Annotated in this window: 19 protein-coding genes; 11 read left to right on the top strand and 8 right to left on the bottom strand. The window is 62.6% G+C overall.

The annotated features are described in order from the left end of the window. Positions 1-192 precede the first annotated feature (192 nt). Genes mnhG through KK137_RS09010 form a run of 6 tightly spaced genes read right to left on the bottom strand, consistent with a single transcriptional unit; the run spans position 193 to position 6205 of the window. On the bottom strand, positions 193-558 hold the full coding sequence (mnhG, locus tag KK137_RS09035; RefSeq protein ID WP_214535853.1) for a monovalent cation/H(+) antiporter subunit G: 366 nt from the start codon (positions 556-558) through the stop codon (positions 193-195). Beyond that, on the bottom strand, positions 555-836 hold the full coding sequence (locus KK137_RS09030) for a K+/H+ antiporter subunit F (protein WP_214535851.1): 282 nt from the start codon (positions 834-836) through the stop codon (positions 555-557). The genes mnhG and KK137_RS09030 overlap by 4 nt, the downstream gene beginning before the upstream one ends. Then, complete coding sequence (locus tag KK137_RS09025) at positions 833-1321, bottom strand: Na+/H+ antiporter subunit E (protein WP_214535849.1); 489 nt, start codon at positions 1319-1321, stop codon at positions 833-835. The genes KK137_RS09030 and KK137_RS09025 overlap by 4 nt, the downstream gene beginning before the upstream one ends. Then, a complete protein-coding gene (locus KK137_RS09020) occupies positions 1318-2937 on the bottom strand; it encodes a monovalent cation/H+ antiporter subunit D (RefSeq protein WP_214535848.1) in 1620 nt (539 codons plus the stop codon). The genes KK137_RS09025 and KK137_RS09020 overlap by 4 nt, the downstream gene beginning before the upstream one ends. Beyond that, entirely contained in the window at positions 2934-3272 is a 339-nt protein-coding gene (locus KK137_RS09015) for a Na+/H+ antiporter subunit C (protein ID WP_214535846.1), read from the bottom strand. Before KK137_RS09015 ends, KK137_RS09020 begins: the two co-directional genes overlap by 4 nt. After that, on the bottom strand, positions 3272-6205 hold the full coding sequence (locus KK137_RS09010) for a monovalent cation/H+ antiporter subunit A (RefSeq protein ID WP_338028021.1): 2934 nt from the start codon (positions 6203-6205) through the stop codon (positions 3272-3274). Before KK137_RS09010 ends, KK137_RS09015 begins: the two co-directional genes overlap by 1 nt. Before the next feature lie 232 nt (positions 6206-6437). On the opposite strand from KK137_RS09010, the gene KK137_RS09005 reads away from it, so the two are divergent. From KK137_RS09005 to KK137_RS16580, 10 genes are all read left to right on the top strand, one after another. Continuing rightward, positions 6438-7328: a universal stress protein gene (locus tag KK137_RS09005; protein ID WP_214535845.1), complete on the top strand. Its 891-nt coding sequence runs from the start codon at positions 6438-6440 to the stop codon at positions 7326-7328. Between the two features lie 45 nt (positions 7329-7373). Continuing rightward, positions 7374-8225 carry a 4,5-DOPA-extradiol-dioxygenase gene (gene ygiD / locus KK137_RS09000; protein WP_214535843.1) on the top strand — a complete coding sequence of 284 codons (852 nt, stop codon included), beginning with the start codon at positions 7374-7376 and terminating at the stop codon, positions 8223-8225. A 280-nt stretch (positions 8226-8505) separates the two neighbouring features. Further along, the gene (locus tag KK137_RS08995) at positions 8506-9906 is read left to right on the top strand and encodes an aldehyde dehydrogenase (protein WP_214535841.1); all 1401 of its coding nucleotides are present in this window, start codon (positions 8506-8508) and stop codon (positions 9904-9906) included. Between the two features lie 93 nt (positions 9907-9999). Beyond that, entirely contained in the window at positions 10000-11166 is a 1167-nt protein-coding gene (gene pobA, locus KK137_RS08990; protein ID WP_214535839.1) for a 4-hydroxybenzoate 3-monooxygenase, read from the top strand. Between the two features lie 536 nt (positions 11167-11702). Then, positions 11703-12806 carry a helix-turn-helix transcriptional regulator gene (locus tag KK137_RS08985; protein ID WP_214535837.1) on the top strand — a complete coding sequence of 368 codons (1104 nt, stop codon included), beginning with the start codon at positions 11703-11705 and terminating at the stop codon, positions 12804-12806. Between the two features lie 127 nt (positions 12807-12933). Then, positions 12934-13962, top strand: a complete 1029-nt coding sequence (locus KK137_RS08980) for a hypothetical protein (RefSeq protein ID WP_214535830.1) — start codon at positions 12934-12936, stop codon at positions 13960-13962. A gap of 72 nt (positions 13963-14034) precedes the next feature. Continuing rightward, a complete protein-coding gene (locus KK137_RS08975; protein ID WP_214535828.1) occupies positions 14035-14496 on the top strand; it encodes a hypothetical protein in 462 nt (153 codons plus the stop codon). After that, positions 14477-15190 (top strand): C39 family peptidase, encoded by a 714-nt coding sequence (locus KK137_RS08970; protein ID WP_250893634.1) that lies wholly within the window; start codon positions 14477-14479, stop codon positions 15188-15190. Before KK137_RS08975 ends, KK137_RS08970 begins: the two co-directional genes overlap by 20 nt. A 9-nt stretch (positions 15191-15199) precedes the next feature. Further along, complete coding sequence (locus KK137_RS08965) at positions 15200-15892, top strand: hypothetical protein (protein ID WP_214535826.1); 693 nt, start codon at positions 15200-15202, stop codon at positions 15890-15892. 27 nt (positions 15893-15919) lie between these two features. Beyond that, on the top strand, positions 15920-17257 hold the full coding sequence (locus KK137_RS16580; RefSeq protein WP_250893633.1) for a transporter family protein: 1338 nt from the start codon (positions 15920-15922) through the stop codon (positions 17255-17257). A gap of 327 nt (positions 17258-17584) precedes the next feature. Here KK137_RS16580 and KK137_RS08955 read toward each other — a convergent pair whose 3' ends face one another. After that, on the bottom strand, positions 17585-17851 hold the full coding sequence (locus KK137_RS08955; protein WP_214535825.1) for a hypothetical protein: 267 nt from the start codon (positions 17849-17851) through the stop codon (positions 17585-17587). 26 nt (positions 17852-17877) lie between these two features. Continuing rightward, positions 17878-19314, bottom strand: coding sequence for a carboxylesterase/lipase family protein (locus KK137_RS08950; protein ID WP_214535823.1), 1437 nt, complete (start codon positions 19312-19314; stop codon positions 17878-17880). Between the two features lie 194 nt (positions 19315-19508). Between KK137_RS08950 and KK137_RS08945 the strand changes: the two genes are divergently transcribed. Next, positions 19509-20573: a LacI family DNA-binding transcriptional regulator gene (locus tag KK137_RS08945; protein ID WP_214535821.1), complete on the top strand. Its 1065-nt coding sequence runs from the start codon at positions 19509-19511 to the stop codon at positions 20571-20573. Positions 20574-20640 lie beyond the last annotated feature (67 nt).

The raw sequence follows: 20640 nt of genomic DNA, 5'->3' as shown, positions 1-20640 counted from the left end.
GGCAAAAGCAAAGCAATACGAAGCAGGCGCGATGGCATGCGCATGACGGTCATCCCCCTCAATCGGAACTGCGTGTCCCGTTCTTATTGGCTTGAGTTTCTGCAACGGATCGCACGACTTGCCAAGCGGCCGATCTTCCAATCGGAGCGGATATTGCTCGATCTCAAAGACTTTCTGGCGCTTTGCCTGCGTTCAATCCGAATGAACGGGGTCCTCATCGCCCGGGTCTCCGGTCGATTGCCCCTCGAGGCGTTCGCGATAGAGCGCCGCACGCGCCAGGAGCATGAATGTAACCGGGGTGGTCATGGTGACGGAAATCGCGATCAGAATCTCGTGAACCGCCGGCCGTGAGCGTAGGACCGAGAAGCATATCATGGAGGCCAGCACGATCAGCGCCATGCCGGAGCTGCTACCTACCGTCGGCGGGTGGATGCGTTCGAAAAAGGTCCCAAGGCGCACCAGCCCAATCGAACCCAGAAGAGTCATGACCGCGCCAGCGATCACAAGGATTCCAACGAGCAGTGCGGCCCATCCGGGGAGATCTGGTGCGCCGCTCATTCTATCACCTCGCCCCGCATAAGAAACTTGGCGAGGGCCAGGGTTCCACCAAATCCGAGCAGAGCGATGACGAGCGCCGCTTCGAAATAGAGCGTGCGGCCGGTTTGGATACCAAACATCAGCAGCATCAGCATTGCGTTGATGTATAGAGTGTCGAGCCCGACAACCCGGTCTTGCGCGCGGGGACCGATCACCATGCGCCAGGTCGCGCAAAGCATGGCGACCCCAAGCAGGATCTGCGACGCCGTGATTGACCATGCGAGAAAAGTCGCCGTCATCGGTCGAAAATCTCCACGAGAAGCGCCTCATAGCGCTCCTTGATCAGTGAAACCCATTGCTGCTCGTCCACGAGATCCAGAACGTGGACCAGGAGACGATTGCGCCTCCGGTCAAGATCGACCCATACGGTCCCAGGCGTCGCCGTGATTATCAGCGCCAGAACCGCAAGACCCGCCCGGCTTTGGAGCTCGAGCGGGAGACTGACAAAGCCTGTTACCCGCTTTTGACGCGGGAACGCCACGATCGCCGCCACTGCGAAATTGGACCGCACAATATCGGCGAGCACTATCGAAAGCAGCTTGAGGATTGCCTTTGGCGATCCGAGACGAACCTTCTCAGGTCGCAGGGCCTTCAGGGCATGGGTGGCGAGAAGGGCCGCCACGGTTCCAAGCAGGATCTGGCCTGGAGATAACGATTGGGCGAGAAGCAGCCACATCGCGAGCATGGCGAGCGCGAGAAATGGAAAGTGCAGCCAGCGCTTCATCTCGATCTCGCATGCTTATCGGCCGGTCCTTCAATCAGTACCTTTTGGACATAGCCCTGGCGGTCGCCGAGGGATTGGCCGGTGCGTTCCATGTAGCGCATGGTTGGTCCGGCAAAGATCGCAAGGCCGAGGCAGGCGGCCAGAAGAACGCCCACCGGTACCGCTTCTGCGAGGTGAAGAGGCTGCGGCTGTTCCGATGGAGTCCAAATCAAGTCTATTCCGGCTCGCGTGGTGGCGATGATCGTCGCGAGCCCTGAGAGGATGATTAGCGAGATGAGAGCCCAGACTGGCCAGTCGATCTCGCTCCGAAGCCCGAGCAACCCGTGAATGATGGCAAACTTCGCAACGAAACCCGACAGCGGCGGCAGACCGGAAATCACCAGAACGCAAAAAACGAAACCGCCCCCCAGGATCGCAAGGGTTGCCGGAATGACGACCCCGGTTTCGTCTTCCTCCCCGGTCTCAAGCGAGCCGGTGTATTCGTCTTCGAAAACAGGCTCCACTTTGAGGGCAGCATCGGCTTCGTTACGCTCGATCAACTCGATCAGGAGGTAGAAGGCGCATATCCCCACGGTCGAACTGACGAGGTAGAAGAGCACGCCTCCCAACACCGCTCCCTGACCGGCGCCTATGGCGGCAAGTAGAGTGCCCGACGAGATTATCACCGAGTAGCCTGCGACGCGCATAAGGGTTCGCGAGGCAAGGATGCCCACGGTTCCAAACGCGATCGTTGCCATCCCGCCGTAGAGGAGCCATTCGTCCCCGAAGTTGGCTGCCCAACCGCCTTCGCCCCCCAACAGAAGGTAGACTCGCAGCACCGCGTAGACGCCCACTTTACTCAGGATAGCGAACAGAGCCGCAACCGGCGGGGCAGCCGCGGCGTAACTTCGGGGGAGCCAGAGACCGAGTGGCCACATGCCGGCCTTCAACAGGAACGCCGTGCCGAGTATGGCCATTCCGCTCTGCAGCAGCGGCAGGTCGGACCCGGCAACCGCCGGGATGCGGATGGCAAGGTCAGCCATGTTGAGCGTACCCGTCACGCCGTAAATCAAGGCCACGCCGATCAGGAAAAGCAGGGAAGTGGCAACATTGATCGACACGTAGTGCAGACCAGCCTGAACACGTTGCACTCCGGATCCATGGAGAAGCAAACCGTACGACGCCGCTAGCAGGACTTCGAAAAACACAAAAAGATTGAACAGATCGCCCGTCAGAAAGGCGCCGTTCAAGCCCATCAACTGCAGGAGGAACAGTGTGTGGAAGCGCGGTCCCGCCCGGTCCCAATACGCGAGCGAATACACGAGCGTCGTCAGGCCGAGACCGCTCGTAAGAACAAGCATCAGCGCCGACAGCCAGTCGATTACGAGGACGATGCCGAATGGCGCGGGCCAATTGCCCAGGTGATAGGCGGTAGTGGCCGGCTCTCCCGCGAAGCCTGACGAAGCCGCACCCTGAAGAAGCAGCGTGGACACGAACAGCAGTGCAAGAACGGTGAGCAGCGCCACGCTCGCCTTCAAGCGCCGCTGCCGCTCGTCAAGAAAGAGCGTAAGCGCGGCAGCCGCAAGGGGCAGCACAATGGGTGCGACGATCAGATGGTCAGTCCATCCCGCGCTCATTCTCCCTCGTCCCCGTCGACATGATCCGTGCCAGTCAGTCCCCTCGAGGCCAAAAGGACCACGAGCAAAAGGGCGGTCATCGCGAACGAAATGACGATCGCGGTCAGGACAAGCGCCTGGGGTAGCGGGTCGTCAAAAAGGGCGGGATCGGGGTTCACCGTGCCAACAAGGGGCGGGGCATCAACCTTGAGCCGCCCGGCCGCATATATGAACAGGTTCACGGCATATGAGATGAGCGAGAGGCCAATGATCACCTGGAAGGTTCGGGGCCGTAAAATGAGCCAGACCCCGGCTGCGGTGAAAACTCCAATGCCGAGAGCAAGGACCGCCTCCATTACGCTTCCTCCTCGCCGGATTTCACCGCCAGCGGCGGTTCCGGCCTACGCCGCGTGGTGCGTATCGACTGATGCGCGATGGCTACCAGGATGAGCGCGATCGCGCCGATCACCAGCAGAAATACCCCGATATCGAAGAGAAGTGCCGTTGCGAGCGGCACCTCGCCCAGGAGCGGAAGGTCGACATACCTGAACCAGGACGTGAGAAATGGATAATCGAACCACCATGCTCCCAGCCCAGTGACCACCGCCAGGAGGAGCCCGGAACCCATCCACCTTAAAGGATGGACTCTTAGCCGGTCCTCGACGCGCCGCGTTCCGGACGCCAGGTATTGGAGAATAAGCGCGATCGACATCGTCACCCCGGCGGCAAATCCTCCGCCCGGAAGATCGTGCCCACGCATCAGGAGATAGAAAGCGAGGACAATTATCGCGGGAAAGAGCCACTCCATTATCGTGCGAGGGACCAGAAGGTAGTCCGCCAACGTGTCGCCCCGTTCGCGTCCTTCCCTCGCATCGTCGGACGCATCCTGAAGGCGTTGCTGCTCTGGGCTGCGGACACTTTCGGGCGCGGGACGAAAGCGCCGCAGCAGCGCGAAGACGGTCAGCGCTACAATCGCCAAAACCGTCATCTCGCCCAGCGTATCGAACCCACGAAAGTCGACCAGGATGACGTTTACGACATTTCGTCCGCCCCCGTCCGGATAGGAGTGTTCGACGAAATACCTCGATATCGAGTTGGGCATTTCGCGGGTCATGATCGCGTAGGATAGCAGCGCGATGCCGGAGCCCGCCGCCAGAGCAAGGGTCACATCGCCCCCGCGGCGAAACCTGACGCGCCAAGGCGTACGACTGCCCGGCCAGAGATCGCGCGATCTCGCCGGCAACCAGCGCAAGCCGAGTAGCAACAGCAAGGTCGTAACTGTTTCCACCAGCAACTGGGTGAGGGCGAGATCCGGGGAGGACAGCCAGACAAAGCTGACGCAGCTTACCAATCCCGCCCCTGCCATCAGGATCAGCGCCGCGAACCTGTGGTATTTTGCCGTCCAGGCGGCCGCCACGGCGCAGATACCGCCAACGAGCCAGATCAGCGCGAAGGCCGGGTCGAGCGGCGTGCCCACCTTGGTGCCGCCCTGGTACCCATAGCGCAGAAAAGGCAGCAGCCCCGCAAAACAGGCAGCGAGGACAAGCACGCGAAGCTGGGGCTGCAATCGCCGCGTTCCCACGAATTCCATGGTTCGGCGGGCTCCGCGGATCAACAGCGACAGAACTGTTTCGAACGCGCGCCGTCCCTTGAACACGCCGACGAGGGGGGTCCCATCCTGGCGATTCAGGCGCTTGCCGAAAAGAACGTATCCCAAGGCACCGAGAAGAAGAGCCAGAAGGCTAAGGACAAGCGGGGCGTTGAAGCCGTGCCAGATGGCCAGGCTGTAGCTCGGTGTGTTCGGACCCAGAACCGAATAGGCCGCTGCACCGAGCAAGGGCGCCACGGTTAGGGCAGGGACCATACCTACGACGAGACACGCGACGACCAGGACTTCGATTGGCATCCGCATCCAGCGTGGTGCCTCTTGTGGCTCGCGCGGCAGATCCTGGGGAGGCGGCCCAAAGAAGCTCTGGTGAATGAAGCGCACCGAATAGAGTACGCTGAATGCAAGGGCCAACGTCGCAAGGAAGGGAAGAGTTCGCCCGGCGAAGGATTCCCGGTGCAGGTCCAGAGCTTCGGCGAGGAACATTTCCTTGGAGAGGAAACCGTTGAGCAGTGGCACTCCCGCCATGGCTCCCGCAGCAATGACGGCGAGCGTGGCCGTGATGGGCATGTAACGCGCAAGCCCGCTCAGCTTTCTGATGTCCCGTGTGCCGGTCTCGTGATCGATAATGCCGACCGCCATGAACAAGGAAGCCTTGAAGGTGGCATGGTTCAGTGTGTGAAAGATCGCCGCGACGGTGGCCAGCGGGCTGTTCAGGCCAAGCAGTAAAGTGATCAGCCCAAGATGGCTGATCGTGGAATAGGCAAGGAGCCCTTTGAGGTCCTGTTGGAATATAGCCACCCACGCGCCCAGGATCAGCGTGCACAAGCCGACGGTCGTGACCGTGGCGAACCAGGCTTCCGTGCCGGCCAGCACAGGCCAGAAGCGGATAAGAAGAAATATCCCTGCCTTCACCAAAGTGGCAGAATGAAGGTAGGCGGAGACAGGCGTCGGTGCCGCCATGGCGTGGGGCAACCAAAAATGGAACGGGAACTGTGCGCTCTTGGTAAAGGCGCCGATCAGGATCAACCCCAGTGCGGGCAGATAAAGTTCACTTTGGCGGATACGATCCGCCGCAAGGAACACCGCGTCCAGATCGTAGCTTCCGGCAATTTTGCCTAGCAGCATCACCCCCGCCAGAAGGCAGAGCCCGCCGGTGGCAGTGACGATGAGCGCCATGCGCGCGCCGCTTCGTGCGCGTTCGTTGTGATACCAGTAACCGATCAAGAGAAATGAGAAGAGGCTGGTCAACTCCCAGAAGAAGACCAGCTGGATGAGGTTCCCCGAAAGCACCAGCCCGACCATGGAACCTGCGAATGCGAGCAGGTAGGCGAAGAAGCGCGGGACGGGATCTTCCGGCGACATGTAGTATCGCGAGTAGACCACCACGAGAAAGCCGACCACGAGGACAAGGGCGGCGAACAACCAGGACAGTCCATCTAGTCTGAGGACGATCTCTAGTCCGAGGGACGGGAGCCATGGAATCCGGCTGCGGACAACGCTTCCCTCCGAGATCGACGAGTAGAGGCCAATCGCCACGACGCTCGCCAGGAGCATGACCACGCCAGCCAGGATGCCCGCCGTGTTCCGCTTGCGCGCCGGAAGGATCGACGACAGCAGGCTGCCCAGAAATGGCAACGCAAGCATAAGCCACAAAAGGCTCTCGCTAGTCACCTTTAGCACGCCGCCTCCGATTGGAACGGATGGAGCCATCCATCGTAGGCAAAGTGCCCCAGGTCACAACCCTGTTACCTCGCAGGCGGGGCGCTGATTGACGTTGGCCGGTTTCATGCTGGTCTCCAATCTTTGCATGACCCGCGTCTTTTGTCGCTGTAAAATAGAGATTTTTGCACGGCTGGCCTTAATGCGCTGAATCGACTAGCCTGACTATGAGGGGCAAAGAGAAGGACTGCCCTTGAGCGACATAACCCTCTCCCGCCCGCAAAGGATCCTGGTCGCGACGGACCTCACCGTGCGCTGCGATCGCGCTGTCGACCGCGCTCTGCAGTTGGCGAAGGAATTCGGTGCCGAAGTCATCGCGGCCTACATCATCGACCCGGCCGACACCCCGCAACACTGCCTCGACCACAAGCGACGGGCATGGCGGCGAATACCGGATCCCGTCGAACGAATGCGCTGGAGACTCAAAAGAGACTTGGCCGCTGCCTCCGACGAGATCCGCGCTGTCGTCGCAGAAGGTGATCCGGCCGAAAAGCTGGTGGAGATCGCGATCCGCGAAAACTGCGACCTGATACTGACGGGCGCCGTCAGGGCGGAGTCTCTAGCTCGCATGGTATTCGGGAGCACTGTTAACCGGATCGTCAGGGCGACCTATCTTCCCGTGCTCATGGTCAATGACCGGGTCGCGGCTCCCTATCACAACATCGTAGTGACCACGGATTTCTCGGACGCCTCGATATTGGGGCTTCGAACGGCTGCCGCCTACTTTCCGACCAGTTCCCTGACGCTGTTCCATGGGTACGACGTCCCTTACGCCGGTTTCGTCGTGGATCGTGATATTCACAGCGAACTGCGCGTCATTGAAGACGAGGTGACCGCAAGTGTGCTGAGCGATCCTCGGATCGAGCCGGATCTGAGAGAACGGACGCAGGTCGTCATAGAGCACGGTTGTCCCGAAGCTCTGCTCGGGGATTATATCGAAAACCACGACATCCATCTCACAGTGATCGGCAGTCACAGACGCGGGGCCCTTTTCGATGCTTTGATCGGAAGCACGGCGAAGCGCCTCGCCGAAGCCATCGAAGGTGACCTTCTGATCGTGCGCTACATCGATCCCGCAAGGTAGAATTGCGCCTGGCAGTGCGGGCAGAGCCGCGAAGGAGTAGTTGGCATGGCAAAGGCACCTGCGCTGTTCATAGGTCATGGCAGCCCCATGAACACTCTTGAGCTCAATGGCTTTACGGAAGCTTGGCGTGCGTTTGGCCATCATCTTCCAAAGCCGAGAGCGATCCTCGCGATCTCGGCGCATTGGTACTTCGGCGCCACCGCAGTGACCGGGATGGCAAACCCCAGGACCATCCACGACTTCTATGGATTCCCCGAGCAGCTGTTCGAGTTCGCCTACCCCGCTCTGGGGGATCCAGATCTAGCCGGGGAAATCATTGAGCTCGTGCGGCCGAGTTGGATCGGCCTCGATCGGGACCAATGGGGTCTGGACCACGGTACCTGGTCGGTCCTCGCGCACTTATATCCGGATGCCTCGATTCCCGTCGTGCAGCTTTCGTTGAACGCGCTTCGTCCTCTGGAATATCACGTCGAATTGGCCACGAAGCTCGCCTCTTTGCGTGAGCGTGGCGTGATGATCCTGGCCAGTGGCAATGTGGTTCACAACTTGCAGCGCCTGCAATGGGATCGGCCAAACCTGGCCTACGACTGGGCCCAACGTTTCGACGACGCCGTTGCCGAACAACTCAATCTTGGACCTGGCGATATCCTCAAGGTTGCGCAACATCCCGATTACGCCCTGTCCGTCCCCACGCCGGACCACTTCCTGCCTCTTCTCTATCTAGCGGGACTGTGCGCAGCTGAAGGCGTTTCACCTGAACCCCTGGTTCGCGGCTACTCCATGGGGTCCATTTCGATGAGTTGTTATGGCCTGGGTGTCGGCAACGTCTTGCGCCAAGACCCGACCTGCGCCGCTCGGTTGCCGAAGGGCGTCCCACCCGATCAGACCAACATGTAGCTGCCTGGCCCTTATTCGCAATGCGTGTAGCCGCGGTGGGCGGGGTCTTGGGCTCGCCAGCGGGGATCGCCCGACCGGAATTAGCCGCTGGGAATTCGGTCACTGTCCACTCTCTCATATTCTGTTGATTTTCAACGGGTTGACCGGAAAAGCCGAACTCGATATCCGCTGGCGGCCGACGTTGAGCTTGTCTGTTTGGCCGGACCGGTTATCGCGGTCCGCGTTAACGGCACGCAGGTGGTGGAGGCTACCTGAGTCCACCCTAGACTGGAGAGGACCTATGAAGTTCGAACGCATCAACCCGATGACGGGAGACATCGCTTCGAGCGCGGAGGCGATGAAGGCCGCCGACATACCGGCGATCGCTGCCCGCGCACAGCAAGGGTTCGTCGCCTGGTCGCAGCAGGGGCCGAATGCCCGCCGCGCCGTCCTGATGAAGGCCGCCGCGGCGCTTGAAGCGCGCAAGGACGATTTCGTCGCCGCGATGATGGGCGAGATCGGCGCCACCGCGGGCTGGGCCATGTTCAACCTCATGCTCGCCGCCGGCATGATCCGTGAAGCCGCCGCGATCACCACGCAGATCCAGGGAGAGGTCATTCCCTCCGACCATCCCGGTACCGTGGCGATGGCGCTGCGCGAGCCGGTCGGCGTGATCCTGGGCATTGCCCCTTGGAACGCCCCGATCATCCTCGGCGTACGCGCCATTGCGGTGCCGCTCGCCTGCGGCAATTCTGTGATTCTCAAGGCCTCCGAGACCTGCCCTCGCACCCACGCTCTGATCATCGAGTCCTTTGCCGAAGCGGGATTCCCGGACGGCGTGGTCAATGTCGTCACCAACGCCCCGGCCGATGCGGGCGAAGTGGTCGGCGCCCTGATCGATGCGCCTGAAGTGCGGCGGATCAATTTCACCGGTTCGACGGCGGTCGGGCGGATCATCGCGAAGCGGGCGGCCGAACACCTTAAGCCCGTCCTGCTCGAACTCGGTGGCAAAGCTCCGATGCTCGTGCTCGATGACGCCGACCTCGACGAGGCGGTGAAGGCGGCAGCCTTCGGGGCGTACATGAACCAGGGCCAGATTTGCATGTCGACCGAACGGATCATCGTGGTCGAGGCGGTGGCTGATGAATTCGCCGCCAAGTTCAAGGCCAAGGTCGAGACCATGCCGGTCGGCGATCCGCGAGAAGGCAAGACACCGCTCGGCGCCGTGGTCGACCGCAAGACCGTGGAGCACTGCTATTCGCTCATCGAGGAAGCGGTGGGCAAGGGCGCCGCACTCCTCACTGGGGGCGAGACGACCCAGAACGTGCTGATGCCCGCGCACCTGGTCGACAAGGTGACGCCGGACATGAAGTTGTTTCGCGACGAAAGCTTCGGCCCGGTCGTCGGCATCATCCGCGCCCGCGACGAAGCGCACGCGATCGAACTTGCGAACGACACCGAGTATGGCCTGTCTTCGGCGGTGTTCACCCGCGACACCGCGCGCGGCATCCGGGTCGCACGGCAGATCCATTCGGGCATCTGCCACATCAACGCCTCAACGGTGTCGGACGAGCCGCAGATGCCGTTTGGCGGAGTTAAGGCCTCGGGCCATGGCCGGTTCGGCGGCAAGGCAGGGATCGACGCATTTACCGAACTGCGCTGGATCACTTTCGAGACCGAACCGGGCCATTATCCGATCTGATTTCGGCCGGACCGATCACTTGATCGAGCGCAAGGAAGAGATCGGTCGGTCCGGTAAAGGACTGGCAGTCCCCTTTTGTAATCGCGGAAACTCATGAAGACTCAAGTTTGCATCATCGGCGCCGGTCCGGCCGGCCTTCTTCTTGGCCACCTGCTTCGCGCCGAAGGGATCGAGTGCATCGTGCTCGAGCGGCAGACGGGTGACTACGTGCTCGGCCGGATCAGGGCCGGCGTGCTGGAGCAGATCACCGTCTCGCTGATGGAGCGCCTCGGGCTCGACGCTCGGCTCAAGGCGGAAGGGTTGCCACACGATGGCTTCAATCTTGCCAACGGAGAGCGGTTGATCCGTATCGACATCGCCGCCCTGACCGGCAAGCACGTGGTCGTCTATGGCCAGACCGAACTCACCCGCGATCTCATGGCCGCAACCGAGGAGCGCGGGCTGGAGGTCATCTACGGGGCAACCGATGCCGCGGTGCATGACATCGATAGCGATGCCCCTTACGTGACGTTCGGCAAGGACGGCGGGGAACAGCGCATCGATGCTCGCTTCATCGTCGGGTGCGACGGGTTCCACGGGCCGAGCCGTCAGTCGATCCTTTCGCGTGGCGCCGAGTACCACCGCGAGTATCCGTTCGGCTGGCTCGGCATCCTCGCAGACGTCCCGCCCTGCAACCACGAGCTGATCTACGCCAATCACGAACGCGGGTTCGCGCTTGCCTCGATGCGGAGCGAGACGCGCAGCCGCTACTACATCGACGTGCCGCTCACCGAGAAAGTCGAGGATTGGCCCGACGAGCGCATCTGGGACGAGTTGTCGATCCGCCTGGGGCCCGAGGCCGCTGCCAACATCACGCGCGGACCTTCGCTCGAGAAATCGATCGCGCCGCTTCGCAGCTATGTGTTTGCTCCGATGCGCGCCGGCTCTCTGTTGCTGTGCGGCGATGCCGCCCACATCGTGCCGCCCACGGGAGCCAAGGGCCTCAACCTTGCGGCGAGCGACGTGCATTACGCGGCCGAGGCGCTGAGAGCGTTCTTCAAGGGTTATGAGGCCGATGCCATCGCGGGCTATTCCGACAAGGCGCTCGCCCGAGTGTGGAAAGCCGAGCGGTTCAGCTGGTCGCTGACCCGGCTGATGCACCGCTTCCCCGAAGACGGTCCGTTCGAGCGCGCGATGCAAGTTGCCGAGCTCGACTACATTGCTTCGAGCAAGGCTGCCCAAACCAGCATCGCCGAAAACTACGTGGGACTTCCGGTTTAGCTTCGGTATTCCGTCGCCCCTATGAGCCGGTCATCGCGTCGGTATCCGGGCGAGATCGAAGGCGCAGGTGAAGCCTGAGAGGTCTTGGCGCACAGTCGCGGTCTTCGCGATTGTGCAGAGGGTTTGCCCGGCATTTGATACGTCCGAGGCCCCTGCGCGCGCTCGTGAAGGGCTGGCGTCGCACCCCAATCGCCGGGCAAATATCCTCGTTATCAGACTTCTGGCGGGCGGGGCCTGCGGTGGCTTCGCGCGCAAGCTATTGAAATTCAAAAGATATAGATGTAGGAACTATGTGTCAAAAGTGACTTAATGTAACTCAAAATATTTCTGGATCGTTGGAATTGATGGTGATTATTACCCGTCAATATCTAAGTATAGATGTCGGGTTATGTCCTGAATGGATCAGGGGTATACCCATTATAGCTGCCCCCTGTGGCGGGTATTGCCTGTTTTACCTTTTCGCCCGATCAAATATCGAGCGCCTGACTTTCGGCCGCGGGGAGGAGCGGACACGTTAAGTCAGAAGGAGAGGAGTCGTGGTGCGAGCCTCGACGGCGTGTTCCGACCATATGGCCGCGGACAGCCTGTTCCAATTGGCCACACATCATCTCGGCTGCCCGATGGCCGTCCTGAGCCAACACAAGGCGCAGAGCGACCACCCCCACGTGCTGGCTGTCTTCAATATGGGCGATGCTCTGGCGCAGGGGATCGCGCACTCGATCCACCGAAGCGCGGCGTTCGATCATTGGCTGCCTGAATCCACGGCACCCTTGTGCGCTCCGTTCGACATCGAGAAGGAATATCTGCCCGAGCCGGCAAGGGGTGGCGGCCGTTTCACCTTCGCCTGTCAGGTTGAGCCTTCGTGCTTCCTGGCCTTGTCGGTCTGCCGCATAGACCCCGAGCCCTATTCGATGCGGGTGTTGGCCGCGCAGGAGATCCGCGCCTGGGTAGAGGCCCATCTGCGGCTCTTGTGGCAGTCGAAGCACGATCGGGGTCGAGCCGACGTCATGGCCCAGACGCTCGACCTGTTCGACTTCGGCACCTTCCTGCTCGATCCGGAGGGCAACATCATCTTCGCCAATAGCCGGGCCCGACAATTGCTCGACCTTGGCGAAGGCCTACGACGCGCGGGCCAGTCGGTCACGGCGACCGATTTCGACAATGCGGTGCGTCTGCAAAGCGCGATTCACCACCTTTCGCATCATGAAGAGGGGACGACCTGCGAAGTCGACTCCTCGCTGATGCTGATGCATCGAACCAATGCCCGTCCGCTGGTAGCCGTGTTGTCGCGGCTGGCCGAAACGGAGCCCGGCAATGGCGGCGCGGCCACGGCTCTCTATGTGCTCGATCCCGATGTGGACACGGGCCCGCTCGCGATGGCCCTGTGCCGCGCCTACGGACTGACCGCGACCGAGGCCGGGCTCGTTATCAAGCTTGTCGGCGGGCTGACTATCGACGCCGCGGCGCGCGACATGCGGATCCAGACACAGACCGCGCGTGCTTACCTCAAGCAGATCTTCGCGAAGACCGATACGCACCGCCAAGCCGACCTCGTGCGGGTTATCCTGGGCGGTGTGATCCGGATCAGGGCTTCGGCGTCGCTCCCCCCTCAAATGGGGGTGATGATTCTTCCCGCTTGAGGGCAGAGCGGGCACCTGTCTGGGGCTAAGTGGCGCAATCGGAAGGGGTTAGAATTGCAGTGCTGCGACATCGGAACGGGCGAGGGTGTCGCCGAGTGCCTTGTTTCAAACCGCAAAGGATCCCAACATGAGACATCTCTTGCTATTGACCGCCTCGATCGGTGCAGTCGCACTCGCCTCGGGAACGGCGCTGGCTCAAACCGCCGACGTGGGCGGGGCCTGGGCAGCCGCAGACAACGGCGCCACCGCGACGGCGACCGACAGCTCTGTCGACACGACCACGGATAACTCCAACGCGAGCGATTCCTCGGGCCTCGGCTCGGCCAATAATGGCGGTACCTCCGCCGTAACGACCGATCTCGACGCAAGCGATAACAGCGACAACAGCGATAACAGCAACAACAGCGACTCCAGCGGTCTCGGTTCGGCCAACAACGGTGGTACCTCGGCCGTCACGACTGATCTCGATGCAAGCGACAGCAGCAATAGCAGCGATTCAAGTGGCCTCGCCTCCGCGAACAACGGTGGCACCTCGAACTTCGCGGTTGATGCCCATGACGAGAGCAACAACAGCGATTCAAGTGGCCTTGCTTCCGCCAATAATGGCGGCACCTCGAACTTCGCCGTCGACGCTCATGACGAGAGCGACAACAGCGACAATAGCAATAACAGCGATTCCAGCGGCCTCGGCTCCGCCAACAACGGCGGTACCGCGAACTTTGCCGTGGCGGTCGATGCACATGACGAAAGCAATAACAGTGACGCCAGCGGCGTCGGCTCGGCCAACAATGGCGGAACCGCCACGACCACCTACACCACGCTGACCACGGCTTCGACGCTGGCCGGCTCGGTGACAGGCGGCGAGGTCTATTTCTGGCAGCCCGCGAGCGGTGGCAACGCCGGCAGCGGTGGTGACGGTTCGGGCGGCGCCGCCGACAACGGCGCAACCGCTGGAGCCGGTGGCACTGGCGGCGCAAGCGGAGATGGCGGCGCGGGTGGTTCGCCGGTCATGTCCTGGGACGTCGAATTCGACAACGGCGCGTTCTCGAACTTCGCCGGCCTGAATGCTATGAACATCAACACGGGCGTGTTCGCTTCGCAGAACGCCAGCATCAACGTGGGTGCGAACATCGGCACGTTCACTGTTGGGCAATAGGCATCGGAAAGACCGGCCGCCTTCGTGGCGGCCGGTTCTTTTTCGCCTCACATGCGAAGGAGGGACACGCCCGTGACCCGCTCCCATTTGCTCGTGGCCGGGACGCTGATCGCCGGCCTGTTTTCAATTGGACCGGCGCTTGCAGCCGACGAGCCTGATCCGGTCGCCGAGCCCGCAAGCGTGCTGGCTGACCCAACGGCCGCTCCGGCACAGGCGATCACCAACGCCGAGATCACCAGCGAACTCGCTGTTGTGCTCGCCAAACCCTTTGCGACCGCTCCCGTCGCGGACGATGCTCGGCTGGCCGAAATCAACGGGATGGCTGACCTCAACGTCATCGAGCAGAACATCAACGTCAGGAACACCAGCACCGTATCGGGCAACATCATCAACGGCGACCCGGTGACCGGAACCATTGCGATCGACGGCGCTTCCTTCGGTGGCTTCAACGGTCTGGCGATGGTCAATGCCAACACCGGCAACAACGTTTCGATCAATTCGGCGATGAACGTAAATGTCGCCATCCAACCCTAGGGCCGCCTGCCTTCTGGCGGTTAGCCTGATGCTGACAGCTTGTGCCGATAAACCCGTGCGGCCGACCGGCAGCACTCTCAGCCTGGCCACCGGCGACTATGCCTTGCCGACCAAGAGCATGGTCGAGCGCCGGTACCTTACCGTCGTCCGGCAGCAATACGATTTCAGCTGCGGATCGGCCGCGCTCGCGACCCTGTTGCGCTACCATTACGGCGACCTCCAGAACGAGCAGACGATCTTTGTAGGCATGTGGAAAGAGGGCGACCGCGCGCAGATCAGGCGGCTCGGCTTTTCGCTGCTCGACATGAAGCGCTACCTGAACGCGCGGGGCATCAAGGCCGACGGCTATGTGGTGACCCTGGCCGATATCGAGAGAACGGGCATCCCCGGCATCGCGCTGATCGACATGAGGGGATACAAGCATTTCGTCGTGATCAAGGGCGTGGAGAACGGTCAGGTCCTGGTTGGCGACCCTTCGCTCGGCATCCGCCGCATCGACGAAGCGCAATTTGCCTCCATGTGGAACGGCATTCTCTTCGCCCTTTCCGACGCGCCCGAGCGCGGCAAGAGCAGTTTCGGTCGCGAAGCGGAATGGAACCTGGTCGCGCGCAGCCGGGCGACGATGCTTATGGAACCGGCCAGCGTGCAGGCGCTCTGGCTGACCCGTGCGCCGCCCTATCCGGTTGAGATGTAGGAGGCTGCCGTGTTTGCATGCCGCTTCAATCGGTCTTGGCTCTGGGCAGGATTGCTCCTCGGCTCGACAGCTCCGGGCCTGTCGCCCGCACTGCACGCGGAAACCTCGCCGTTCCCGGCCCAGGCGCGCGTTGCCGATGGGGAGCTCGACCGGATGCGGGGCGGTTTCCTCCTTCCCAACGGAATGGATGTCGCCGTGGGCATCGACATCCAGACGCTCGTGAACGGCACGCTCGCGCTACGCACAGTGCTCAATACCGCCAATTCGGGGCTGCCCGTGGTGTTCACCGGGACCGGCGGCGCGCCTGCGACAGCGGGCGGCGAGGGCCCATCCACCGTGGTGCCTGGTGTCGGAGTGGTGCGTGTCGTTGACGGTCCCGCCGCGCCCGCCGAAGCCGGGGCGGGACAGGAACAGGTTACCCTTACCCCCAATGGCCCGGCGGTTCAGACGCCGGCGGGTTTGGTGCAGCTCGCAAAGGACGAAACAGGATCAATAGTAGCACTAAGCGGTAATTCCCTTGAATTACGTCATATTATCGGTAACTTCACTGGCACTCTCATTGCCAACACAGCTAATGACAGATCGATAGATACTGTAGTCACCTTAAATATCGATCTGAAGAATTCGGCGGTACCGGTTGGTAACGCGATGCTCCGTTGGGAATCGGTTGCAGCCGATATAGTGGGCCGTAGCATTCGTTGATCCGACCCGGTCGCCGGGGAGACGTCGATGAGAGGGTTGCTAACCGGCACGTCGTTGCTGATCGCCATAATACCCCTGCCGGCGCTAGCGCAGGCCGCCGCGCCGGCATCCGAAGCCTCACCCGAGGCGTCCGAATTGGCCAAGCTCCAGGAACAGATCGCAACCGAGCGCCGCGCACTTCAGGACCAGCGTGAAGCCCTCGATGCGCAGGAACAGCGCCTGCTCCTGCTGGAAGAGGCCCTGCTCGACAAGATGCGTGCTGCCGGCGTGCAAGGCACGCGGCTGGCGCAGGCCGCGCCGACGCCGTCACCACCACCCCCTGCAGCCTCGGCACCGTCTGCCCAACAAGCCGACGATAGCGTTTCGAGCGTGGGGGAGGCCCCAACCGAGCGGCCGATCCAGGAAGTCGCGGTCCTCGCCGACCAGGGCAGCGTGCTGACGCGCGCGGGAAGGATCACGATCGAGCCGACGTTCGAATACGCGCGCGTGGACCGGAACCGCTTCGTCTTTCGTGGCATCGAAATCCCGCAGTCGGTGCTGGTGGGCGTGTTCGACATCAACGAGAGCCGCCAGGACGTGCTCAGCGCCGCCATCGTCGGACGCTTTGGCGTGACCAGCCGGTTCGAGATCGGCGCCAAGGTTCCGTGGATCTATCGTGAGGACGCGGCGGTCCTGATCCCGCTCGTCCAGAACCCGCCTCAGTCCGGGGCGGGGACGATCAACACCTCTGCGAAGGGCAAGGGGCTCGGCGACGTCGAACTCATGGCGCGCTATCAATTGACCAATGGCACGGGCGGCTGGCCGTTCCTGACCGCCAATATCAGCGTGGTCGCGCCGACAGGTACGAGTCCGTTCGAAGTCCCGCGCGATGCCCTCGGTAACGCGACCGAGTCCGCGACCGGCTTCGGATTCTGGAGTGTCCAGCCCAGCGTCACCGTCCTGACCCCTACCGATCCGGCCACTCTGTTCGGCGTGCTCGGCTGGAACTATAACCGGGGCAAGGACGTGAACACGCGCATCAGCGACGCACAGATCGACCACGTCACGCCCGGCTCCGGACCCAATGCGACCGCCGGCATCGGCCTGGCGCTCAACGAGCGCACCTCGATCAGCTTCGCCTATGCTCACAACTGGGTCTTCTCGACCGAGAGCATCGTGCGACCGATCACCGTTCGCAACGGGATCCCGACAGTGGGGGACCCGATCGAAACCAGGACGCGCGACTTGCAGATCGGGCGCTTCCTGTTCGGCGTAAGCTACCGGCTGAACGAGCGCACGATGATCAACTGGACGGTGGAAATGGGCGTGACCGACGACGCGTCCGACTTGCGGACGAGCTTGCGCATTCCGTTCAACTTCAACTGAGCCATGGCGAGAACGGAGGCTGAGTATCGAGGGCGCGCGGCAGAGCGCGCCGGAAGGGGCTTTCGGCTGGATCATGGTGGGGTCCTGGAAGAGAGGGCTACCTGCGGCGGTGATCTAGAATCACACCATCGCGATGTTCACCGGTTGTGCCAAAATAGCGTGGCGATGTCAAGTAAAAAGTGCCAAATAGGTGAGCCATCGGGTAGCCCCCGGTAAGGGGTCTCCCTGTGGGAGAGGGAGGAGCGCCGCCAGGCGGGGTGGGTGAGGGTCTGCGAGGTCTCGCTAATCACCCTCACCAACCTCTATTCGCGGGGAGACGCTTAAGCGTCAGGGCTTCAGCGTCTGAGCCGAGACCTTCGCGCTGCCCGTCAACGCCATGGTCCCGGCATCGGTACCGATCGCGACCTCGTAGTTCCCAGGTGCAATCACCCAGCCGGGCTTGCGGGTGTCGTAGTTGGCCAGCCAGGCGAGGGGCGAGAGAGTGGCGTCCATCCACGGCCGGGCAGCAGCCGCCCGGTCCTGGGCGACGATCGGGGCGGCAGTCAGGGCGGCGATGCCGCCCAGCAGGGCGGCCGCGAGTTTCAGCGACTTCATGGATCGGGTCTCCGGGCCGGATCGGCTTAGCGGGCAGCGGCGTCGAGTTCGGCGCCCCAGGGATCCTTCCCGGGAACCGCTTTGCCGTTGGCGGCAAAGTCCATGATTTCGTCTTTTGAGCGGTCGTAAGTCGGCCAGACAGGGAGACCCGCGCCATTGGGATTGCCGGTCTTGGCAAAGTTCACGAGGTAAGCGCTGATCGTCTCGCCCATGGCGTTGTCGCGCGCCGTGGTGCGGTCCTCGTACTTGATCGCCTGGGTGTCGAAGAAGAACGGGATGTCGCTGGCGTGGCCGGCGCCCTCTTGCGCCGGAGCCCCAGCTGGAGCCGGCGGCGGATTTTCGGCGACGTAGGAGAAGCGGTAGGCGTAGACCGGGACGCCCTTGCCGGCGATCACCGTCTCGATGGTCCTCGCGCCCGCGATCATCGGGCCGGTCTTGCCCCCGATGTCCGCGCTCGTCGCGCCGATCATGATCGGCACATGCGCGAATTGACCCGAGCGATAGGCTGCGCCCGCATCGACCGCGAGCTTGCCGTCGGCGAAGGGGCTGGCGAAGGTCCGCGGGCCATTGGGAGCGAACAGGGCCATCATGCTGAGCCCGTCGGTAACCTGCTCGGCGCTGAGCGCGCGCAGCTTGGCCAGCGCCTGCGGATCGTTCGCGGCGATGCCGAACTTTTGCGCGAAGTTGCTGCCGACCTCCTCGGTCGAGGCCAGGGTCGCGCCGCCCATGCCGCCCCCATCGCCGCCGGACATCACGACTGCCTTGTCAAACAGGCCTTCCGCCAAGGGGGACGTCACCAGCGTGTGGACCGACATGCCGCCGGCACTCTCGCCAATGATCGTCACATTGTCGGGATCGCCGCCGAAGGCCGCGATGTTGCGCTTGACCCACTGCAGCGCGGCGAGCTGGTCCATGTAGCCGTAGTTGCCGAGCAGTCCGCCATCCTCGTTGGCCCGGGTTAGCGCCGGGTGGGCGAAAGTCCCGAAGCGACCGACGCGGTAGTTGGCGCTGACGAACACGACGCCTTGCTTGGCCATTTCCGCGCCCGAGTAGGTTGGCGGAGAGGCGCCTCCGTTCACGAAGCCGCCTCCGTAAATCCAGAACACCACCGGTAGCTTGCCCTTCGCGCCTGCGGGACGCCAGACGTTCGCGTAGAGGCAATCTTCGGCCGGTGGGGTGCCGAGTGGCGCCGCATCGCTCGGGAAGGGGACCTGCATGCAGTCGTTGCCGTAAGCGCTGGCCTTGCGCTCGCCGGACCAGTGGGCCGCGGGCTGCGGGTTGCGCCACCGCAGATCGCCCACGGGAGGCGCGGCGAAGGGAATGCCCTTCCAGCTCAGCACACCGTCAGCGGACATGCCCTTCAAGGCGCCGCTCTCGATTGTGACCGAGGTGTCGTCGGCAAAGGCCGGGCTCGTCAGGCAGGTGGCCGCGACCAGCGCAATGAACGGCAGAACTCTTCTCATGCAACCCTCTCCCCAGTCCCTCGCGTAGAGGTCACCGTCCACTCGGCATACTCTCTCGCTCGCCCTTCTTTACACCAGCCTGGACTGGAGACAACGTTGTCTTGATTGGGGTTGGCCATATGGGGCAGGGTGCTGGCCGGGTCGACGATTTGCTGGCATAGCTAGCCCCGGGGGAACGGAGAACGAGCGGTCAAATGGCGACCCAGAAGCGGCGTCCAACCATCATCGATATCGCCAAGAAAGCGGACGTCTCGTTCAAGACCGTGTCGCGGGTGCTGAATGACCATCCTCGCGTGGCGGCCGATCTGCGTGAGCGCGTGCTCAAGGCGATGGCCGAGCTCAATTACCAGCCCAGTCTAGCCGCCCGTTCGCTGGCGGGCCGTCGCGGCTATTCGATCGCGCTGCTTGTCGACCAATCGGAATTCTTCCGCGAGGATGACGCCAACGCCTATTTCGCGCCGTACCTCGTCGACCTCCAGGCTGGTGCGCTGACCGCCTGCCGCGAGTTCGGGTATCACTTCTTCGTCGAGCCTTACGATTTCCGCTCGACCGCTTTCCCGGGGGAATTACGCGCGCAACTGTCGAAGGTGGCGCTCGATGGAGTGGTCTTGGCGCCGCCTTCTTCGGACAGGCTTGCCTTGCTCGATGCGCTCGAGGACCTGGGCCTGCCGTATGTCCGCATTGCTCCGGGAACGGAGGTCGGCCGCGCGCCGTCTGTTTCAACTCACGAGTACGAGGGCACCGTGGAGATGGCGGAGCACCTGGTTTCGCTGGGCCATCGCCGCATCGGCATGATCTGCGGACCGGAAACCCACATCGCTGCCGGAGTTCGCCTGGTGGCCTTCCGCGAGGCTCTTCAGGGCAAGGCCGAGTTGATTCTTCACCCCGGCGATTTCACCTTCGCCGGTGGTCTGGCGGCAGGACGCGAACTGCTGGGCGGGCCAGACCGGCCAACCGCGATATTCGCCGCCAATGACTTTATGGCGGCTGGCGCAATCGTGGCGGCGACCAGCCTCGGATTGCAGGTGCCTCGCGATGTTTCGGTGACCGGGTTCGACGATTCCGCGGTCGCCAATTTCATCTGGCCACCGCTGACGACTGTGCGCCAACCGATCCGGGCCATGGCCCGCGCAGCTATCGAGTATCTCGTCGCCCTGGCCAGCGGGCGCGACGGTCCCGAGCCGCGGGCCGAGCTCTCGCTTAGACTGATCGTGAGGGAATCGAGCGCACCGCCTGGCGCCGCCGCCGGACAGAGCTGAGCGAGTTCGCTCGGCGACTTTACAATCTCCACGACTTCGGACAGCGTTGTCTCAACCAGCCACGGGC

The sequence above is a fragment of the Croceibacterium selenioxidans genome (assembly GCF_018599195.1).
GTDB classification, from domain to species: Bacteria; Pseudomonadota; Alphaproteobacteria; order Sphingomonadales; family Sphingomonadaceae; genus Croceibacterium_A; species Croceibacterium_A selenioxidans.
The sequence above is the reverse complement of the archived record's forward strand: the minus strand, read 5'-3'. Positions and strand labels throughout refer to the sequence as shown.